18 protein-coding genes and 7 tRNA genes are annotated in these 18960 nt (G+C 54.0%); all 25 read left to right on the forward strand.

Annotated elements, in window-relative coordinates:
* Nucleotides 1-23 precede the first annotated feature (23 nt).
* The 25 genes from lepB to B5F54_RS18415 all read left to right on the forward strand — a co-directional run bounded on the left by lepB (nucleotide 24) and on the right by B5F54_RS18415 (nucleotide 18211).
* Nucleotides 24-614 (forward strand): signal peptidase I, encoded by a 591-nt coding sequence (gene lepB, locus B5F54_RS08970; protein WP_237966558.1) that lies wholly within the window; start codon nucleotides 24-26, stop codon nucleotides 612-614.
* 21 nt (nucleotides 615-635) lie between these two features.
* Nucleotides 636-1517 (forward strand): ribosome biogenesis GTPase YlqF, encoded by an 882-nt coding sequence (gene ylqF / locus B5F54_RS08975; RefSeq protein WP_087233399.1) that lies wholly within the window; start codon nucleotides 636-638, stop codon nucleotides 1515-1517.
* 7 nt (nucleotides 1518-1524) lie between these two features.
* Nucleotides 1525-2142: a ribonuclease HII gene (locus B5F54_RS08980; RefSeq protein WP_087233402.1), complete on the forward strand. Its 618-nt coding sequence runs from the start codon at nucleotides 1525-1527 to the stop codon at nucleotides 2140-2142.
* Entirely contained in the window at nucleotides 2139-2501 is a 363-nt protein-coding gene (locus tag B5F54_RS08985) for a YraN family protein (protein WP_237966559.1), read from the forward strand. The genes B5F54_RS08980 and B5F54_RS08985 overlap by 4 nt, the downstream gene beginning before the upstream one ends.
* Nucleotides 2488-3414: a dipeptidase gene (locus B5F54_RS08990; RefSeq protein ID WP_172749660.1), complete on the forward strand. Its 927-nt coding sequence runs from the start codon at nucleotides 2488-2490 to the stop codon at nucleotides 3412-3414. Before B5F54_RS08985 ends, B5F54_RS08990 begins: the two co-directional genes overlap by 14 nt.
* Before the next feature lie 129 nt (nucleotides 3415-3543).
* Nucleotides 3544-5058 (forward strand): threonine synthase, encoded by a 1515-nt coding sequence (thrC, locus tag B5F54_RS08995; RefSeq protein ID WP_087233408.1) that lies wholly within the window; start codon nucleotides 3544-3546, stop codon nucleotides 5056-5058.
* Between the two features lie 38 nt (nucleotides 5059-5096).
* Nucleotides 5097-5792: a metallophosphoesterase gene (locus tag B5F54_RS09000; protein ID WP_087233496.1), complete on the forward strand. Its 696-nt coding sequence runs from the start codon at nucleotides 5097-5099 to the stop codon at nucleotides 5790-5792.
* A 338-nt stretch (nucleotides 5793-6130) separates the two neighbouring features.
* Complete coding sequence (gene tig, locus B5F54_RS09005) at nucleotides 6131-7462, forward strand: trigger factor (RefSeq protein WP_087233411.1); 1332 nt, start codon at nucleotides 6131-6133, stop codon at nucleotides 7460-7462.
* Nucleotides 7463-7645: 183 nt separating this feature from the next.
* A complete protein-coding gene (clpP, locus tag B5F54_RS09010; protein ID WP_087233499.1) occupies nucleotides 7646-8227 on the forward strand; it encodes an ATP-dependent Clp endopeptidase proteolytic subunit ClpP in 582 nt (193 codons plus the stop codon).
* Between the two features lie 55 nt (nucleotides 8228-8282).
* Complete coding sequence (gene clpX, locus B5F54_RS09015) at nucleotides 8283-9590, forward strand: ATP-dependent Clp protease ATP-binding subunit ClpX (RefSeq protein ID WP_087233414.1); 1308 nt, start codon at nucleotides 8283-8285, stop codon at nucleotides 9588-9590.
* Nucleotides 9591-9805: 215 nt separating this feature from the next.
* Entirely contained in the window at nucleotides 9806-12241 is a 2436-nt protein-coding gene (lon, locus tag B5F54_RS09020; RefSeq protein ID WP_087233417.1) for an endopeptidase La, read from the forward strand.
* A 45-nt stretch (nucleotides 12242-12286) separates the two neighbouring features.
* Nucleotides 12287-12886, forward strand: coding sequence for a ribosome biogenesis GTP-binding protein YihA/YsxC (gene yihA / locus B5F54_RS09025; protein ID WP_087233420.1), 600 nt, complete (start codon nucleotides 12287-12289; stop codon nucleotides 12884-12886).
* Between the two features lie 203 nt (nucleotides 12887-13089).
* Complete coding sequence (locus B5F54_RS09030) at nucleotides 13090-13407, forward strand: YerC/YecD family TrpR-related protein (RefSeq protein ID WP_087233423.1); 318 nt, start codon at nucleotides 13090-13092, stop codon at nucleotides 13405-13407.
* Complete coding sequence (locus B5F54_RS09035; protein WP_087233426.1) at nucleotides 13404-14147, forward strand: class I SAM-dependent DNA methyltransferase; 744 nt, start codon at nucleotides 13404-13406, stop codon at nucleotides 14145-14147. Before B5F54_RS09030 ends, B5F54_RS09035 begins: the two co-directional genes overlap by 4 nt.
* A 15-nt stretch (nucleotides 14148-14162) precedes the next feature.
* Nucleotides 14163-15050, forward strand: a complete 888-nt coding sequence (hslO, locus tag B5F54_RS09040) for an Hsp33 family molecular chaperone HslO (RefSeq protein ID WP_087233429.1) — start codon at nucleotides 14163-14165, stop codon at nucleotides 15048-15050.
* A gap of 167 nt (nucleotides 15051-15217) precedes the next feature.
* A tRNA-Val gene (locus tag B5F54_RS09045) sits at nucleotides 15218-15294 on the forward strand.
* Between the two features lie 6 nt (nucleotides 15295-15300).
* Nucleotides 15301-15377 (forward strand) — tRNA-Asp (locus tag B5F54_RS09050).
* Between the two features lie 5 nt (nucleotides 15378-15382).
* A tRNA-Phe gene (locus B5F54_RS09055) sits at nucleotides 15383-15458 on the forward strand.
* A 5-nt stretch (nucleotides 15459-15463) separates the two neighbouring features.
* A tRNA-Gly gene (locus tag B5F54_RS09060) sits at nucleotides 15464-15539 on the forward strand.
* 7 nt (nucleotides 15540-15546) lie between these two features.
* Nucleotides 15547-15621, forward strand: a tRNA-Cys gene (locus B5F54_RS09065).
* Between the two features lie 179 nt (nucleotides 15622-15800).
* A tRNA-Ser gene (locus B5F54_RS09070) sits at nucleotides 15801-15889 on the forward strand.
* A 41-nt stretch (nucleotides 15890-15930) separates the two neighbouring features.
* Nucleotides 15931-16020, forward strand: a tRNA-Ser gene (locus B5F54_RS09075).
* Between the two features lie 1185 nt (nucleotides 16021-17205).
* A complete protein-coding gene (locus B5F54_RS09080; RefSeq protein WP_087233432.1) occupies nucleotides 17206-17436 on the forward strand; it encodes a hypothetical protein in 231 nt (76 codons plus the stop codon).
* 30 nt (nucleotides 17437-17466) lie between these two features.
* Nucleotides 17467-18021: an RNA 2'-phosphotransferase gene (locus B5F54_RS09085; protein ID WP_087233435.1), complete on the forward strand. Its 555-nt coding sequence runs from the start codon at nucleotides 17467-17469 to the stop codon at nucleotides 18019-18021.
* 88 nt (nucleotides 18022-18109) lie between these two features.
* Nucleotides 18110-18211, forward strand: a complete 102-nt coding sequence (locus B5F54_RS18415; RefSeq protein ID WP_242969676.1) for a hypothetical protein — start codon at nucleotides 18110-18112, stop codon at nucleotides 18209-18211.
* The last annotated feature ends 749 nt before the right edge of the window (nucleotides 18212-18960 follow it).

Raw genomic sequence — 18960 nt, forward strand, 5'->3', positions numbered from 1 at the left:
GAAAAAAGGAGCTCTGGTCCCTGTTGAATGAGAGGGAAAAGATGGAATATACCGGCGGGCCGCGCCATGCAGTCCAGCCGGTGAAACGTTTTGTGGCGCACTGCTATGAATGGCTGGAGGCGTTGATCTCTTCGCTGATCGTAGTGGTGCTTCTGTTCACCCTGCTGTTTCGCATCGTCAATGTGAGCGGGCCTTCCATGCTGCCGACCTTGCAGAGCAACGACCGCGTCTTGTTGACGAGCTATTTCTACCAGCCAAAGCAGGGGGATGTGGTGGTAATCACCCATACGGCAAAGCTCCAGGAGCCGATCATCAAGCGTGTGATCGCCTTGGAAAACCAGACGGTGGACATCGACTTTGAAACCGGAACGGTCTATGTGGATGGACAAGCTCTGGATGAAAGCGCATATATTGAGAACGGCATCACCACGCAGCCGTCCGACTATACCTATCCGCTGACGGTCCCGCCGGGGCATCTCTTTGTGCTGGGGGATAACCGGGCGGTGTCCAACGACAGCCGCAGCAGTGCGGTGGGGATGATCGACGAGCGGTATGTGCTGGGCAAGGCGGAATTCGTGGTATTTCCCTTTAGCCGTTTTGGAAAGATTCTATAGAAACACGACAGGAGGGATCGTATGAGCGAAGCACAGTCCATTCAATGGTTTCCGGGCCATATGACGCGGACCAAGCGGCAGATTGAAAAGAGCCTAAAGCTGGTGGACGCGGTGGCCGAGATCATCGACGCGCGCATTCCGGTCAGCAGCCGGAACCCGGTCCTCGACAAGCTGATCCAATCGAAGCCGCGTGTCATTTTGATGAACAAGTGCGACATGGCGGACCCGGCGCAGACCGCCCGCTGGATCGCGTATTATAAGGCGCAGGGGATCCCCGCGATCGCCATCGACTGCAAAACCAACAAAGGATTGAACGGATTCATCCCGCTGGTGAAAGAGGTCTTGAAGGACCGCATCGCCGCATGGCAAGCAAAGGGCATGGTGTGCCGTCAGATCCGCGTGATGGTGGTGGGCATCCCGAACGTGGGGAAGAGCTCGTTGATCAACCGCCTTTCCAAGGGCGGCAAGGCGAACGTCGAGGACCGCCCGGGCGTTACACGCTCCAATCAGTGGTTCTCGATTGCAAAGGGCTTTGAGCTCTTGGACACCCCCGGCGTACTCTGGCCGAAATTCGAGGACAAGGAGGTCGGGGAACACCTGGCCTTTACCGGCGCCGTCAAGGACGAGGTGGTCGACACCGAGCATTTGGCTTCGCGGCTGTTGGAGGTCCTGCGGGACCGCTATGCGGATGCGGTCAAGCAGCGGTATAAGCTCGGGGACATTGACCTTTCCGAATTAAAAGGATATGAGATTTTGGAATGGATCGGAAAAAAGCGCGGAATGCTGATTTCCGGCGGCGAGATTGACACAGAGCGCGCCTCCATTGCGGTGTTGGATGAATTCCGCGGCGCAAAGATGGGGCGTATTACGCTGGAGGCAGCCCCTGCCCCGGCGGGAAAATGAGGTGCGTATGGAACAGATCGACTGGTTTGCACACGAGTCGGCGGCGCGCCAACGGGGATTTGTACAGGTATGCGGCATCGACGAAGCGGGACGCGGCCCTTTGGCCGGCCCGGTGTTCGCTGCCGCTGTTCTTTTGCCCGTGGGCGTGCAGATCGAAGGACTCAACGACTCCAAGAAATTGAGCGAAAAAAAGAGGGAGCAGCTCTTTGATGTGATCCAGGAAACGGCGATCAGTACCTCCATCGCATTTGCCACAGAGCAGGAGATCGATGAGATCAACATCCTCCAAGCGACCTTTTTGGCAATGCGCCGTGCCTGCGAGGGGCTTTCCGTCCGCCCGGATTATGCCTTGATCGATGGCAACCGCATGCCGCCCCTGGATATCCCCGGGGAGACGATCGTGAAAGGGGATGCCTGTTCCGCCAACATTGCAGCCGCATCCATCTTGGCGAAAGTGAGCAGGGACCGTCTGATGATGGAGCTGGACAAACTCTATCCGGAGTATCAATTTGCCAAACACAAAGGGTATGGGACGAAGCTTCACCGGGAGCTCTTACAGCAATATGGGCCGTGCCCCATCCACCGGCGTTCCTTTTTGAAAAAGATTCTGGGGGAATCCCTTTGAACAGCGGTGCGTTTGGCGAAGAATGGGTCGCCAGGTATCTGCAAAAGAAGGGCTGGGAGATCTTGGAGCGGAACTACCACAGCCGGTATGGGGAAATAGACATGATTGCCGTGGACGGTCCGTATATTGTCTTTGTAGAGGTCAAAACCCGCTCGGCGGATTCGATCGCCGGCCCGCTGGAAGCCGTGACGCCGGGCAAGCGGAAACGGCTCATACGCACGGCGCTGGATTATTTGCAGGCGCATGAACTGAATCTGCAACCGCGCTTCGATGTGGCGGCGGTTGTTGTCGGGCAGGGGGAACCGTCCGTGGAATACCTCGAAGATGCATTTGATGGAGGCGGCTATGAACTATTTTGATCTGCACTGCGACACCATTGCGGAGTGTTGGAAACAGAAAAAGGATCTCTGGGACAACGACCTGCACCTCTGCTTAAAGCGTGGCGCAGCATACCACCCTTGGCTTCAGTGTTTTGCCGCATGGATTCCCGACGAGCTGCGCGGGGAGGCGGCTTACCGCTACTTTGAAGCGGTGTATGGGGAACTCTTGCGCCAAGAGACTCTGCACGGCGATAAGCTCAAGATCTGCCGGGATGAGGAGGATTTCCAGGAGGCGGCGCGGACAGGAAAGTGCGGCGCTATTTTTACCGTGGAGGGCGGCGCGGCGCTCGGCGGCCGGCTCGAGCGTGTGGACCGGCTCAAGGAGTGCGGCGTCAAAGCGGTCACGCTCACCTGGAACGCCTCCTGCGAGATCGGGGACGGCGCGGAAGTGGCCCATCCCAAGGGGCTGACGCCGTTCGGCCGGGAGGTTGTGCGGGAGCTGGAACGGAACCGCATCGCGGTGGATGTATCCCATGCGGGCGAACCGCTCTTTTGGGAGGTGGCAGAAAGGGCCCAAAGGCCGTTCCTGGCCACGCATTCCAATGCCCGCGCGCTCTGTAACAATCCGCGCAACCTGACGGACAGCCAATTTTGCGCGGTCCGGGACCGGGGCGGCGTGGTCGGTGTGACCTTTGTGCGCCGCTTTCTGGACGACTCTTGGGAAGCCGGTGTGGACGACCTCTTGCGGCACATCGAGCACTTTCTCTCTTTGGGCGGCGAAAAGACGGTCGCTCTTGGAGGGGATTTTGACGGAACGGACCTTCCAGACGGCATGACGGGGGTCGAGTCCGTGGAGACGCTGGGGGACTGTATGTTGCGGCATAATTACCCGGAATCGCTCGTCCAGGCAATTTTTTTTGACAATGCATACCGTTTTTTCACTTCTCTTTGACAACTGTACATTTCTATTATAAAATAGAACGGCGACAAAAGCGCGGCTGAAAATCTTCAAGCGTTCCCGCATCCGCTGGGGGCTTTCAAACGCGCTTTGGGACGGCGGAAAACAGAAGGAGGAAACAACATGAACTATCAATGCACAAGGAATAGCGCCGAGCATGTCTCCGCGGCGCAGGCCATTGCGCAGGGAATCAGCGAGGATGGGGGCCTTTTTGTGCCAGAAAGCCTGCCGCAGTACGATTCCTCCGTGCTGGAGGGGATGAAGGACGGCACATACCTCGACCGTGCAGAGCGGATTCTCGGCGATTTCCTGACGGATTTTACCCCGGAGGAAATTCGCGAATGTGTGAAGAAGGCCTATGGTGGAGAGAAATTTTCCGGAGGGCATCCCGCGCCTCTGGTGGAGTTGCCGAATTGTCCGGCCCCCGTGCATCTCTTGGAGCTTTGGCACGGGCCGACTTGTGCGTTTAAGGACATGGCGCTCCAACTTCTGCCGCACCTGTTGACGAAATCCCTGCAAAAAATCCACTCGGATAAGACAGCGGTGATCCTGGTGGCGACCTCCGGCGATACCGGCAAGGCGGCTTTGGAGGGCTTCCGCGATGTGGCGGGGACAAAGATCATGGTGTTCTATCCGCAGAACGGTGTGAGCGCGATGCAGAAGACCCAGATGACCACCCAGGAGGGTGAAAACGTCGCTGTGTGCGCCATCGAGGGCAATTTCGACGATGCACAGACCGGCGTGAAGCGCATCTTTACCGATCCGGCGATGAAGGAAACCCTAGCGGAAAATGGCATGATGTTTTCCAGTGCGAATTCCATCAACTGGGGACGCCTTCTTCCGCAGATTGTCTACTATTTCTCCGCGTACAGCGATCTCCTGAAAGTGGGAAAGGTGCAGCTGGGGCAGGAAATCAATATTGTCGTGCCGACGGGCAACTTTGGCAATATTTTGGCCGCATATTATGCGAAGAAGATGGGACTGCCGGTCCATAAGTTGATCTGTGCCTCCAACGCGAACAATGTGCTGACGGAGTTCTTGCGCACAGGCGTGTATGACCGCAACCGCCAGTTCTTCACAACGATTTCGCCGTCCATGGATATCCTGGTATCCAGCAATCTGGAGCGCCTGCTGTATGACCTCACGGGGCGCGACAGCGAGCGCGTGGCGGGCTGGATGCAGCAGCTCTCCGAGACCGGACGGTATGAGGTAGAGCCGGAGATTTTGAAACAGTTGCAGGAGATCTTTTACGCGGGCTTCTGCGACGATGCACAGACATGCGGGGCCATTCATGAAATCTACAATATGTCCCACTATGTTTGCGACACGCATACAGCGGTGGCGATACAGGTGTACCGGCATTATCTGGCGGAAACCCAGGATACGAAAACGCCTACGGTTGTTGCTTCTACCGCAAATCCCTATAAATTCGCGACCAGCGTCCTGCTGTCGGTTGACCAAACGAAAGCAAGTGGCGACGACCTTGCCAATGTGCGCGCTTTGGAGGCGCTCACCGGAGCGCCCATCCCGCAGCCCATCGCCGCGCTGGAAGGAAAGCCGGTCCGCTTCACCCAATGCTGTACGCCGGACGGCATGAGCGATATGGTGCTCAGCGGGCTGGGCATCGCAAAGGAATAAAAGCTTCCGGCCTTCCATTTTTAGAAAGGACGATTACAATAGCCGTATTTGCAATTGCGGACCTGCATCTTTCCTTGGGCACGGATAAACCGATGGACGTCTTTGAAGGATGGCAGGACTACGTACAAAAACTGGAAAAGAATTGGCGCGCTGTCGTTTCTGAAGAGGACACCGTGGTGATCGCCGGGGACATCTCCTGGGCGATGCGCCTGGAAGAGACGGAGAAGGATTTTGCGTTTATCCACTCGCTGCCGGGAAAGAAATGGCTTTTGAAGGGGAACCACGATTATTGGTGGTCCACCCGGAAAAAGATCGATGCTTTCCTTGCGGAGAAGGGGTTTGACAGTATCGGCGTGATCCATAATTCAGCGGTGCTCGCGGACGGGATGGCGCTCTGCGGTACGCGCGGATGGCTTTATAACGCAGAGAGCGACGAGGACGTCAAGATCGTCAATCGCGAGGTTGGGCGGCTAAACGCCTCCATCGACGATGGGATCCGGCAGGGCGGCGACCCGGTGGTGTTCCTGCATTACCCTCCCGTATACGATGGGGCGGAATGCCGGGAGATTCTCGACGTCCTGGTCAAGCGGGGGATTAAGACCTGCTATTTTGGGCATATCCACGGAAGCCAAGCGGCGCGGCGTGCCATCACCGGCGAATATGCCGGGATTAAGATGGTGCTGATTTCCTGCGACCATCTGAAGTTTTTGCCTCTGCTGGTCCGAGGAGAATAAAAATTTTACACGGCAGGCCGAGAGAAAAGCGGAGAGGGGGAAGGAAAGCCCTTCCGCTCCGCGCAAGCGAGGCTTTTCCTTGCAAAAACCCGTAGCGATGGCCATCTCAGAGGCTGTTCGCAGGCTGGTGTTCGAGTGAAAAGGCAGGAGCGGTACTGGAAGAAAGGCTCTTCCGTCTCGCTGCGCGGCTTCTCTTTTCAGAAGGCCTTCGGGCGGTCCAGTGGCTGCCTTCGGCGTAGCCGTGAACATTTTTTGAATATTTTTACAATGGGTAGAATATCCTGAACTGTTGTGCTATAATAACTAAGATAATTTGCAATTTTGCAGGAGGAATAAAAATGGCTCTGAAATCAAGCAATAAGGTTGACACCAATCGCTATCAGCTGGAAGTTGAAATCGACGGCGAAACTTTTGAAAAAGCGGTGGATCAGGCATACCATAAGCAGAACAAGAAAATTGTGATCCCTGGCTTCCGCAAGGGAAAGGCTCCGCGCGCTTTTGTCGAGAAATATTATGGCCAAGAGGTCTTCTATGAGGATGCGATCAATGCGCTCTATCCGGACGCATTGGAAGAGGCTGTCAACGAAGCGAAGCTTGACATGATTGAAGATAAAATTGATTTTGACCTCGTTTCCGCCGGCAAGGACGGTCTTGTTTTCAAGGCGACCATCACCACCAAGCCGGAAGTGCAGATCGAGGGATATAAGGGCATTGAAGCGAAGAAGGCGAAAGTTGCCGTGACCGACGAAGCGGTTGACGCAGAAATCGCTAAGGTGCAGGACCGCAACTCCCGCATGGTGACGGTGGAAGACCGCGCTGCGCAGAACGGCGACATCGCTGTGATCGACTTTGAAGGATTTGTCGACGATGTCGCTTTCGAAGGCGGCAAGGCGGAAAACTTCAGCTTGACGCTCGGTTCCGGCCAGTTTATTCCGGGCTTTGAGGAGCAGATCGTTGACCATAAGACGGGCGAAGAGTTTGACATCAAGGTGACCTTCCCGGAGGATTACCAGGCCAAGGAACTCGCAGGAAAAGAAGCGGTGTTCAAGATCAAGCTGCATGAGATCAAGATGAAGGAACTGCCGGAAGTGGACGACGACTTTGTAAAAGACGTCAGCGATTTCGATACGCTCGACGAGTACAAGGCCGATGTGCGCAAGAAGTTGGAAGACGCAGCGGAAGCCCAGGCCAAGGACGGCGTGGAGAACCAGCTGATCGACAAGCTCGTGGAATTGGTCCAGGCGGAGATCCCGGAGGCAATGTATACGAACCGTATGAACGACGACGTCCGCGATTTCGCTTATCGTTTGCAGTCCCAGGGCCTGAACTTGAATACATACCTGCAGTACACGGGTATGAATATGGACGGACTGCGCCAGTCCTTCCGCCCGCAGGCAGAGCGCCAGGTCAAGGTTCGCCTTGCACTTGAAAAGATTGCACAGCTTGAGAACATCCAGCCGACCGACGAGGAGATCGAGGCGGAGTATGAGAAGCTGGCGAAGAACTATGAGCTCGACGTGGAGAAGGTCAAGTCCTTTATTCCGAAGGAGGAGCTTGTCAAGGACATCGCCGTGGAAAAGGCCATCCAGGTTGTGCGCGACAATGCAGTTGTGACCGAGGCCGACGAGGCGGAGGACGCCAAGGCAGAAGACGCGAAGGACGCGGAATAAGTTTGTTGTATAATCAGCGGAAAAGCGGCCAAAGCTCTGTACGTGTTTGTCACCGAGGGGGCGCAGGTCTCCGCTGCTGAAGCCGCCGTGCTTCCCACGCGGAACACGGCGGCAAGCCCTTTATAGATTTTCGCGTGGAGAATCGAGGATTCTACGATGATTTTTGGAAATAGCTATACCGATATGAGCTTGGTCCCCTACGTGGTGGAACAGACGAGCCGCGGAGAGCGCTCTTATGACATTTTCTCCCGCCTGCTCAACGACCGCATCATTATGCTGACGGAAGAAGTGAACGACACGACTTCCAGTTTGGTAGTTGCGCAGCTGCTCTACCTGGAAGGACAGGACCCAAGTAAGGATATTTCCCTCTATATCAACAGCCCCGGCGGTTCCGTGACTGCGGGCCTGGCCATCTATGACACCATGCAGTATATCAAATGCGATGTATCCACGATTTGCATGGGGATGGCGGCCAGCATGGGTGCATTTTTGCTGGCGGCGGGCGCCAAAGGCAAGCGCCTTGCGCTGCCCAACAGCGATATTATGATCCATCAGCCGAGCGGTGGCGCCCAGGGGCAAGCGACCGATATTCAGATTCATACGAACCATATCCTACAGACCAAAAAGCGCCTGAACCGCATCCTTTCTGAGCGCACTGGCCAGCCGCTGGAGGTAATCGAGCGCGATACGGAGCGCGATAATTTCATGACCGCGGAGCAGGCGATGGAATACGGCCTCATTGATAAGGTGATTGAACATCGTTGAGGGAAAGCGCTTCCTGTAGGAAACCTTTTGTGATTGAGATAGGTTGGTGATACGAATGCCCAATAACGACGACATCAAAGAGAGAGGCATTTGCTGCTCCTTTTGTGGAAAGCCGCAGAGCGAGGCGCGCCGGCTGATCGCCGGCCCCGGCGTTTATATCTGCGACGAATGTATCGAGCTGTGTATGTCCATCTTGGAGGACGAAAACAGTCTGAACACCCGTAAGAGCAGCTACAGCGAGACCTCTGCCGTGCTGCCAAAGCCGCAGGAAGTCAAAAAACAGCTTGACGAATATGTGATTGGGCAGGACGAGGCCAAGATTGCGCTGTCCGTGGCAGTCTATAACCACTATAAGCGCATTTACTACGGAAAAGACGATGTGGAGCTCACAAAGAGCAATGTGCTTTTGCTGGGACCCACGGGCGTTGGAAAGACACTTCTTGCACAGACACTGGCCAAGATTCTGGATGTGCCGTTTGCCATCGCGGATGCCACCACACTGACAGAGGCCGGCTACGTGGGCGAGGACGTGGAAAATATTCTGCTGCGTTTAATTCAGGCGGCAGACTACGATATTGAGCGTGCCGAGCGCGGGATCATCTATATCGACGAGATCGATAAGATTGCCCGCAAGTCGGAGAACCCGTCGATCACCCGCGACGTGAGCGGCGAGGGTGTGCAGCAGGCTTTGCTGAAGATTTTGGAGGGAACGATCTCGAATGTGCCTCCGCAGGGCGGGCGTAAGCATCCCCAGCAGGAGTTCTTGCAGATCGATACTTCCAATATCTTGTTTATCTGCGGCGGAGCCTTTGACGGATTGGAGAAGGTCGTGGAAAAGCGCACGGCTTCCTCTTCGATGGGATTTGGTGCGGATGTCCGCAGCAAGAAGGATTTGGATACCACAGCTTGGATGCAGGATGTCATTCCGCACGATCTGGTCAAATTTGGTTTGATCCCGGAGCTGGTGGGCCGTTTGCCGGTCATCGCTGCGCTGAATGGGCTGGATGAGGATTCGTTGGTGCGCATCCTCACAGAACCGCGGAATAGCCTGCTGAACCAGTATAAGAAGCTGTTCCAGCTCGACAAGGTGGAATTGGTATTCCAGCCGGAAGCACTGCGGGCAGTTGCACGCAAGACCATAGAGCGCAAGACCGGCGCACGCGGTCTGCGGAGCATTATGGAAGAGATCTTGACGCCGCTGATGTACGAGGTACCCACAGACTACACGGTGGAACAGGTAACCATTACGCCGGAAACGGTGGAGAAGGGCGAACCGCCTTTGCTCACCTATAATCCGGATCGCAAGCCTGTTAAGATCAAGATTACAACGTCGAGAAAACGCGGGAGAAAAGATACCGCGTGATGCGTATCCGCGAACGGCGGGGCGCAATCGATTTGAAGAACGATGGCTGTTGCAGCGGGGCGGCTGAAAAGCCCTCCGCCTTGCGGCAGCCATTTCTACTAGGAGCGTCCCCACTTGGATTTCAGGATTTTTGAAGCAAAAGGAGGGCGCCGCAGAAGAGCCAAAGGATCCCCGGATGCTTTTCCGGATGTCTTTGGGCACTTGGAGGGATTCACATGAGTACGATTGAATTGGCCAATAGGCGAGATGAGAATATGGTACTGCCCGTGTTGGCCCTGCGTGGACTGGTGGTCTTCCCAGGGATGATGCTGCAATTCGACGTAGGCAGAAAGAAGTCGATTCTGGCGCTATCCAAGGCCATGGACGAGAATCAATTGATTTTTCTCGTGGCGCAGAAGGATCTCGGAGAAAATGAGCCGAAGTTCCAGGACTTGTACCGCATCGGTGTGGTGGCGAAGATCAAACAGGTGGTGCGCCATCCGGAAGAGGGCGTGAGGGTCTTTGTAGAGGGCCTGTACCGGGCGGAATTGGAGAGCCTCCAGGAGAGCGAACCGTTCCTGCTGGGAGAGGTCCTGCCGGTTCGGACCCGTGCTTACCGCCGGACCCAGCGCAGCGAGGCGTTAATCCGCTTTACACAGACCCTTTTTGAGCAGTACCTGCAAAACTACAGCCGCGTCCCGCCGGATATTGTCGTCGGTGTGGTGCAAAAGAAGGATTGTGGGGAGCTTGCGGACTTTATCGCTGCCAATATCATGTTCGATTATGAACAGAAACAGCGCATTTTGGAGGAGCTCTCCCCGGTCAAACGCTTGAACAAGCTCGTGGAGATCTTGCAGCGTGAAGTGCAGGTCCTTGAGATCGAAAGCCAGATCAGCGAGAAGGCCAAGGAGCAGATCGATCAGAATCAGCGGGAATATTTCCTGCGCGAGCAGATGAAGGCGATTTCCTATGAGTTGGGAGAGGACGACAATCCGCAGGAGGAGGCTGACGAATTCCGCGACCGCATCGCAAAGCTCCAGCTTCCGGAATTGCAGGAGAAAAAGCTCCTGAAGGAGTGCGACCGCTTGGCAAAACTGCCGTATGGCTCGCATGAGGCGGGGGTGATCGTGGGCTATTTGGAGAATTGCCTGGAACTGCCTTGGAACACCACCAGCAAGGAGCACATTGACTTAGAAAAGGCGCGCAAAATTCTCGATCGCGACCATTATGGTTTGAAGAAGGTCAAAGAGCGCATCCTGGAAGTCTTGGCGGTTAAAAAGCTATCGCCGGACATCAAGGGGCAGATCATCTGTCTGGTTGGGCCTCCGGGCGTTGGCAAGACCTCCATTGCGCGTTCCATCGCAGAGGCCATCGGGCGCAAATATGTGCGCGTCTCCCTCGGTGGCGTGCGGGATGAATCCGACATCGTGGGCCACCGTAAGACGTATGTGGGCGCCATGCCGGGACGTATCATTTCGGCCATCAAGCAGGCGGGGACAAAGAACCCGCTGCTTTTGCTGGACGAGATTGACAAGCTCAGCCACGATTTCCGCGGTGACCCGGCCTCCGCGCTTTTGGAGGTTCTGGATTCCGAGCAAAACGCCACCTTTTACGATCATTATATCGATATGCCGTTTGATTTGAGCGATGTCATGTTTATCACAACGGCAAACGATTATAGCGCAATCCCAGAACCGCTGGCGGACCGTATGGACGTGATCACATTGGGAAGCTATACCCATGAGGAGAAATTCCAGATCGCGACTAAGCACTTGATTCCCAAGCAGTTTAAAAAGCACGGCATTTCCTCTAAGCAGGTTCGCATTCAGCCAGCCGCTGTACATGCGCTGATCGACGGTTATACCCGCGAAGCAGGCGTGCGCAATCTGGAAAGGCAGGTCGCCGCGCTGTGCCGCAAATGTGCGGTCAAGCTGGTGGAGGACGGCGAGGCGAAAATCACCATCGCTGCAAAGGACTTGGAGGGACTTCTGGGGCCTGCGAAGTTTAAGAACGACGATTTGCACAAGACGGATGAAGTGGGCCTTGTCAACGGATTGGCCTGGACAAGCGTTGGCGGCGAGCTTTTGCCGATCGAGGTGGCGGTGATGGAGGGCACTGGAAAGATCGAGTTGACGGGTTCCCTGGGCGATGTCATGAAAGAATCTGCGCGCACCGCTATCAGCTGCATCCGCACGCGTGCCTCCATGCTGGGAATCGACCATAATTTCCACGCAAAGTATGATATTCACATTCATGCGCCGGAGGGAGCGATCCCGAAGGATGGACCTTCCGCAGGCACCGCGATGGCGACGGCGATCACTTCGGCGCTATGCAATATTCCGATCCGCCACGATGTGGCGATGACAGGGGAGATTACCCTATTGGGCCGCGTATTGCCGATTGGAGGCCTCAAAGAGAAGACCATGGCGGCGTACCGCGCGGGTATTAAGACGGTCATCATTCCGTCGGACAACGTGCCGGACCTTGCTGAGGTGGACGACGTGGTCAAAAACAGCGTGCACTTCCTGCCGGTGCAGAAGGTGGACCAGGTTTTGGAGGCCGCGCTGGTGCGTATGCCGGAGCCGAAGCTGGAATCTGCACACACGCCCTCCGGCATCCTGCCCACTGCGGCGGGCCAAGCGGCGGCGACGGCGCCGCAGCTCCCGCAATAGGCGGGGGCACCCTGGGAAACAGACCAGTAGAAAGGGGAAATCCCAATGAATTTCCAAAATGCCGCGTTTGAGTCCGCGTCGGGCCGCGTGGAACAGCTCCCCCCCTCCAGCGTGCCGGAGATTGTGTTCTCCGGCCGCTCCAATGTGGGGAAAAGCTCGTTGATCAATAAATTGCTGAACCGCAAATCGCTGGCACGTGTCAGCGCGAAGCCGGGGAAGACAGGGACGGTCAATTTTTACCGCCTTCCAGAGTGCCGCCTGGTGGATCTGCCGGGTTACGGGTATGCGAAGGTTTCCGCCTCGGAAAAGCTGCGTTGGGCGGAGCTGGTGGAAGGATACTTAAATGCGGGCCGGAATATCCGGCTGGTGGTGCAGATCGTGGATTTTCGCCACATGCCCACCCAGGACGACCTGCATATGATCGACTTTTTGGTGCAGGCAGGCTTGCCGTTTTTGATCGCTGCAACAAAAAGTGACAAGCTCAACAAGACGCAGCGTACACAGCAGCTTGACGCCTATTGCACGCTGTTTGAAGAGTTGCCGGACACGCTCCTCATCCCCTTTTCCGCGGTAAACGGGGAGGGTGTTGAGGAGATACGCAGACAAATCGAATTGGTCTGCATGGGTTCTGTGCAGGATTCCTAAAAAATAGATTATTTTAATTGCTTCTCTAGGAAATATGTCGTTTGCCCCTTTACTTTTTTACTTTTATGTGCTAAAATTTTATCTTACTATAGTAGTTTCATAAATCGGAATTTACATCGCTTTTGTGAAAACGGGAGCGGCTTATTTTCGATGGGGTCCCTTGTCCGTGGGATTGCTATAAATATAATAGGGAAGTGATCTTTTTGAACTCCAAGATCAAAGATGAGAGTGTTGATTTCCTGTTTCAGGCGATTCTTTCCTTGAAAACAGTGGATGAATGCTACAATTTTTTTGAGGACCTTTGCACAGTGCCGGAGATCAAGGCAATGTCCCAGCGCCTGTTGGTGGCTCATATGTTGAGCACCAAGCGCGTCTACAGCGATATAGTGGCGGAGACGGGCGCCTCGACAGCGACCATCAGCCGCGTCAACCGCTCCCTCAACTACGGTTGCGACGGCTATGCCTTAGTCTTTGGACGTTTGGACGCAAAAAATGGGGAACATAAGGAAGAGGACAAATGAGTTACGCTTCCTTTGCACAGTACTACGACAGTTTGACACATAATGTGGAGTATGCGCGGCGGGCAGATTATCTCTGTACATTGCTTGCGCATCTGGGCCATGCGCCCGGTTTGACGCTCGACCTCGCTTGCGGGACCGGTAGCTTGACGGTGGAATTGGCAAAGCGGGGAATGGACATTTATGGAATCGACGGGTCTGCGGATATGCTTTCGGTTGCACGCCAAAAGGCGGCGGAGAGCGGCCTGGACCTGTTGTTTCTATGTCAAAAAATGCAAAAGCTCGATCTTTACGGCACAGTGGATACGGTGATCTGCGCCTTGGACAGCATCAACCATTTGACGCTGGAAAAGGATGTACAGACCGCCTTTGACCGTGTGTCCCTGTTTATGAATCCCGGCGGCTGGTTTCTCTTCGACGTCAATACGGTGTATAAGCATCGTCATGTATTGGCCGATAACATCTTTTTGTATGATACCGACGAGGTCTACTGTATTTGGCAAAACCATTATGAGGAGAAGAACGACCGCGTTGGCATCCAGCTGGATTTCTTCGGCCGGGAGGGGAACCTGTACCATAGAAGTGGGGAACACTTCTATGAGCGCGCCTATCCGCAGGAACAGCTTCTTCACATGCTGAATCAAGCGGGGTTTGACGTGGTGTACCGCTTTGCGGATCTCAGCTTGGAAGAGCCGGGCGAACAGGAAGAGCGTGTGGTATTTGCCGCGCGCAAAAAGAAATAGGATGGTTTCGATTGTATGGATAGACTGATCAGATGTATCACATCGAATGGGGCAATTATGGCCTCGGCGGTGGACTCCACCGTTTTAGTTGCAACGGCACAGCAGGTGCATAACACCAGCCCTGTGGCGACTGCCGCACTTGGCCGCCTGTTGACGGGCGCATCCATCATGGGGGCGATGCTCAAAAAGGAGGACGCCTCCCTGACCTTAAAGATCAATGGTGGCGGCCCGCTGGGGTCGGTTGTGGCAATTGCGGATAGCCACGGAAATTGCCGTGGATGGGTGGAGCATCCTGAGGTGGACCTTCCACTCAAGCCGAATGGAAAGCTGGATGTGGGCGCCGCTGTGGGGCAGGATGGACTGCTGGGCGTGCTGCGCGATTTTGGTTCCGGGCAGCCTTATATCGGCCAGGTGGAGATCGTCTCCGGCGAGATTGCGGAGGATATTACGAACTACTATGCGACCAGCGAACAGATCCCGACTGTGTGTGCTCTGGGGGTGCTGGTGGACAAGGCCGATCACAAGCTATTGCTGGCGGGCGGTATGCTGGTGCAGGTGCTCCCCGGTGCGACAGATGCGGATATCACCCAATTGGAGCAGAATGTGGCGGTGTTGGAACCGGTGACCACCATGCTCGCGAAGGGGATGACCATCGAAGACATGTGCAGGGCGGTCCTCCAGGGCTTTGAGATGGAGATCCTTGACGAATCTCCCGTGGCCTATGCCTGTAATTGCAGCAAGGAACGCGTGGAGAACGCGCTGGCGACGCTCCGCCCAGAGGAGATCCGCACTTTGGCCTTGGAAGACGGATTTATGGAGGCCAAGTGCCAATACTGCAACCGCGCCTATCGCTTTTCTCAAGAGGAATTGGATAAACTTGCGGACAGTGTGGCGAAGAAATAAGGGATTCTGTAATTGCGTTTTATGGGAAAATAGCCGCCTTGCGGAGGCTTATAGCGGCATGGCGGCATCCCGAAAAAAACTAGAAAAAATTTGAAAAAAGGTATTGACTTTTGCAGGCTCTTATAGTATTATATAACACGTCGCTGATGAACAGCAGCGAACGAGAAGGGGGTATAGCTCAGCTGGTTAGAGCACCTGCCTTACAAGCAGGGGGTCATAGGTTCGAGTCCTATTGTCCCCACCAATATCCGGCTCGGTAGTTCAGCTGGTTAGAACGCTAGCCTGTCACGCTAGAGGTCGACGGTTCGATCCCGTTCCGAGTCGCCATATTTGCCTCTGTAGCTCAGTTGGTAGAGCAGGGGACTGAAAATCCCCGTGTCGATGGTTCGATTCCGTCCGGAGGCACCATTTATGCGAACGTAGCTCATCTGGTAGAGCGCCACCTTGCCAAGGTGGAGGTAGCGAGTTCGAGCCTCGTCGTTCGCTCCAACTTTTTGGCGTCATAGCCAAGTGGTAAGGCATGGGTCTGCAAAACCCTGATTCCCCAGTTCAAATCTGGGTGACGCCTCCAAAAGTTTTATCCCTGCACCAGGTTGGTTGCAGGGATTTTTTGTTTATTTTTAATTGTTTCTATGTCATGCAATACAGAAGAACTATCGCTATTTTACAAAAAAATTAAAAATAATTGCGGAAAATGATTGACAAAGCGGTTGAAATACAGTATAATAATTTTCGTTGCAAACGAGACTCGGAGAGGTGTCCGAGTGGTTTAAGGAGCTGGTCTTGAAAACCAGTGACCTCGCAAGGGGCCAAGAGTTCGAATCTCTTCCTCTCCGCCACATTTCTCTCAAGTCACATATTTTTTGAAATTCACCAACATGGAGAAGTACCCAAGTGGTGAAGGGGCTCCCCTGCTAAGGGAGTAGGTCGGGTAACCGGCGCGAGGGTTCAAATCCCTCCTTCTCCGCCAGACTGAGTCTGGACGCAATTCGCGTTCCGGACTCAGTTTTTTTGTTAAGCTTTCTTCTCGCGCTTTGGGTGGGAATCTATTTTGTAACAGACAGCCAGACCTACGGTCAGAATTCGCGACCGCGTTTTTTTAAACTTTAAAGCTTTATGCCCGTGCTTGTAGCGGATATCTATTTCGTAATGGTCAGATAGAATCGATTACCGCATGAATGCTGAAAATCCAGTGTCCATGCGGTTTTTCTTTGTTTTGCGGTGTTGAAATTAGGCAATTAAGTTTGTTATCCATAGGTAAAGAACATGAGATTTCAAATAAAATGAACACGGAATTTACTTTTTAAGAAGGCGATCAAAATCGTTGTTGGCCTCTTTTTTCGCTTTTGAGGATGACGGCCTTAATTTGTTGCAGTTTGCTACAGCTTCAGGATATAGATTGGGACATATGGTTCTTAGAAAATCAGAAGGGCTATTTCCCTTATCTACTCATTTATGCTATAATAAAACTCAATCCAGCCCTGTCTATTCCATACCGGCTAATAACAATGAGGTTTGTATGACCAACCTGCATAAATATGGCTCTAGCAAGTGCCTGAGCTACGATAGGCAAGGACTACAGAATTGCGAGACCACAGCCGTAAGGGTGTGCTACTTTTTTGCGGCCTTTTTCTAGCCCTGCGTCTCTCCGTCATAAAGACAGACAGGCGCAGGGTGCTTTTTTGTCCGGAGGTAACGCCATGTCACAGAATGATATTTCCCTGAGCTCCGGGAGATGTTGGAGACAGGTTCGTGGAGAACCGGTTGGATACGAATGATCCAAGCGGGGCCAGTCATTGGCTATGCAGGGAGATGATAAGGTTCTGGAACCCCCTGCTGACGTTAGAGAGAAATCCCGACAGTGATGGAAAACTATATGTGAACCGGTCGGTTTATTCCCAATCGGTTGGAACGTTGATAAAGAAGGTCGCTGCATACAACATTTAGAAGGCTACAGTGATAGACGGCATGGAAGGTACCCTTATAGACGATAAGGTTCTAGGGGACGAATGCTAAACCAGACGGTGAGCCTCTTCTATGGAAAATGGATAGGACGAGAGATGGAGGCCGTAGATATTGAGAATAAGAGCACCAGGACCCGTGCCCAGAATGTGGCCAAAGAACGGTTGCCGACTGCGGGACCTAGGAAGAGATAATGCGGAAATTTGCGGCGAAGGAACTCACTGGTCAGGAAGAGGATCGCGCACAGCTGCTGGGCTGGCTGATGGTTCAGGGTAGCATGTTCGGTGAATGCGACCTGGTGACCCAGAGCTATTATTGGCGCAGCGGTTGGGCCAAGATCCGGAAAAGTCCGCCCGCGGACCAAAGTGGAACTTGTGAAGCGCAGGCGTTGAAACTGGAAGGGCTGTGCAGAAGAAGCGTGTAGGATCTCATAGATAAACTTGGAGGATTAACCATGAAAAAACCTGTATTGGATCTCACTAGGATCAGCAAATATATGAGTTTAATTTTACGGCATAAACCGGAGGCCATCGGGATTGAATTGGATGCACACGGCTGGGCAAATGTAGACGCACTTCTAGCGGGCATCGGCAGGAAGTACGCCATTGACCGGGGCGTTCTAGAGGAAATCGTGAGGACGGATGGAAAGCAGCGGTATTCCTTTAATGCAGACAGGACAATGATCCGTGCGAATCAGGGCCATTCTATCCCGGTGGATGTGGAGCTTCCCACAGCCGAACCGCCGGAAACACTGTTCCACGGGACTGCTGAACGGTTTGCTGCTTCCATCGAGGCACAGGGGCTGCGCCCAAAGAGCCGCTTGTATGTGCATCTCTCCAGCAATGCGGAAACAGCGGAAGCGGTGGGCCGCCGGCATGGGGAGCCGGTCATCTACCAGGTGGAGGCCGGAAAAATGCACCGGGATGGGTATATCTTTTACTTGTCTGCCAATGGCGTGTGGATGACGAAAACGGTTCCAGTTCCATATCTGAGAAGATTAGAGAGGTGAACACCCTATGCATAGCTTATGGCAATGGGATGCAACCGTTGGAATGCACGCCCTTTTTTCGCCAGATTTTCCGCATCGCTATGATGATATGGCTCGCAACAGGGTGATAAATCACGCCTACAATTTGGCCTCCTATATTCTGGAGAATAACAACCCCATCCAGGACAGGGCAAAACGGGAGATGGTGTAATAAACGGACGGATGGGCCGAGACATTCAATGGAAATGCCCGTACGAAAACGCCTTGGTCTAGTTGCCCCGTGAGGTGCTGGATGTTTGCATGGGCGAATATGCGTCCGGGGAAAGATCTTAAAATCATGTTAAGGATGTAGATATCGCGAAAGACGGGGATAGTCCAGTATCCCAGTAGGCGGATCATTCCATTGTACAATAACCGGCGCCACGGTTTCCTGGTGGAGGCAGGTGCCCACCTTTCTTTTATTGTTCAAAAAAGGCTGCAAGGGACGGAACCTGGTGAACAAGGCGTAATGGAAAAGAGGCGAGAGTTTGGATTTCCTATCCATCTGGACATATGAGGATCAGCGTAGAGGAGAAAATGGCCATCGTCCGGTGGCAGCGATTACTGTGCCACAAAGGCGCTGGTTTATTTGATGGATTCCCTAGGCAAAAAGTTGCTGGATGGCGTTCCGGCGAAGTCTAGACGATCGCGTACGATTGTGAGGAAGAATGGAGCGCTAGACGCGCGCCTTGACATGCCCCGGAGAAGGAATGCTTTTGGCCATATCCTGTTGGGCGGGAAGATAGCGGCAGAACTGTGGACAGCTTTTCAGGAAAAGGCCCTTTCGCCCCTGGATCTAGGCAGGGGAGCGGCCCACGAAGATGGTAGGGAGAAGTTTGGCGGCTGTTCTCTTCCATTTGAAATAAATGCAGAGTGATATAAATTGCTGTATGAGAATATGATGAGTTATTGACCCAGAGG

Source organism: Anaeromassilibacillus sp. An250, from assembly GCF_002159845.1.
Lineage (GTDB): Bacteria > Bacillota > Clostridia > Oscillospirales > Acutalibacteraceae > Anaeromassilibacillus > Anaeromassilibacillus stercoravium.

Coding starts and splice junctions, on each gene's coding strand:
- ylqF (WP_087233399.1), top strand. CDS start 636: ATGAGCGAAGCACAGTCCATTCAATGGTTTCCGGGCCATATGACGCGG.
- B5F54_RS08980 (WP_087233402.1), top strand. CDS start 1,525: ATGGAACAGATCGACTGGTTTGCACACGAGTCGGCGGCGCGCCAACGG.
- B5F54_RS08990 (WP_172749660.1), top strand. CDS start 2,488: ATGAACTATTTTGATCTGCACTGCGACACCATTGCGGAGTGTTGGAAA.
- thrC (WP_087233408.1), top strand. CDS start 3,544: ATGAACTATCAATGCACAAGGAATAGCGCCGAGCATGTCTCCGCGGCG.
- tig (WP_087233411.1), top strand. CDS start 6,131: ATGGCTCTGAAATCAAGCAATAAGGTTGACACCAATCGCTATCAGCTG.
- clpP (WP_087233499.1), top strand. CDS start 7,646: ATGAGCTTGGTCCCCTACGTGGTGGAACAGACGAGCCGCGGAGAGCGC.
- clpX (WP_087233414.1), top strand. CDS start 8,283: ATGCCCAATAACGACGACATCAAAGAGAGAGGCATTTGCTGCTCCTTT.
- lon (WP_087233417.1), top strand. CDS start 9,806: ATGAGTACGATTGAATTGGCCAATAGGCGAGATGAGAATATGGTACTG.
- yihA (WP_087233420.1), top strand. CDS start 12,287: ATGAATTTCCAAAATGCCGCGTTTGAGTCCGCGTCGGGCCGCGTGGAA.
- B5F54_RS09035 (WP_087233426.1), top strand. CDS start 13,404: ATGAGTTACGCTTCCTTTGCACAGTACTACGACAGTTTGACACATAAT.
- hslO (WP_087233429.1), top strand. CDS start 14,163: ATGGATAGACTGATCAGATGTATCACATCGAATGGGGCAATTATGGCC.
- B5F54_RS09080 (WP_087233432.1), top strand. CDS start 17,206: ATGCGGAAATTTGCGGCGAAGGAACTCACTGGTCAGGAAGAGGATCGC.
- B5F54_RS09085 (WP_087233435.1), top strand. CDS start 17,467: ATGAAAAAACCTGTATTGGATCTCACTAGGATCAGCAAATATATGAGT.
- B5F54_RS18415 (WP_242969676.1), top strand. CDS start 18,110: ATGGCTCGCAACAGGGTGATAAATCACGCCTACAATTTGGCCTCCTAT.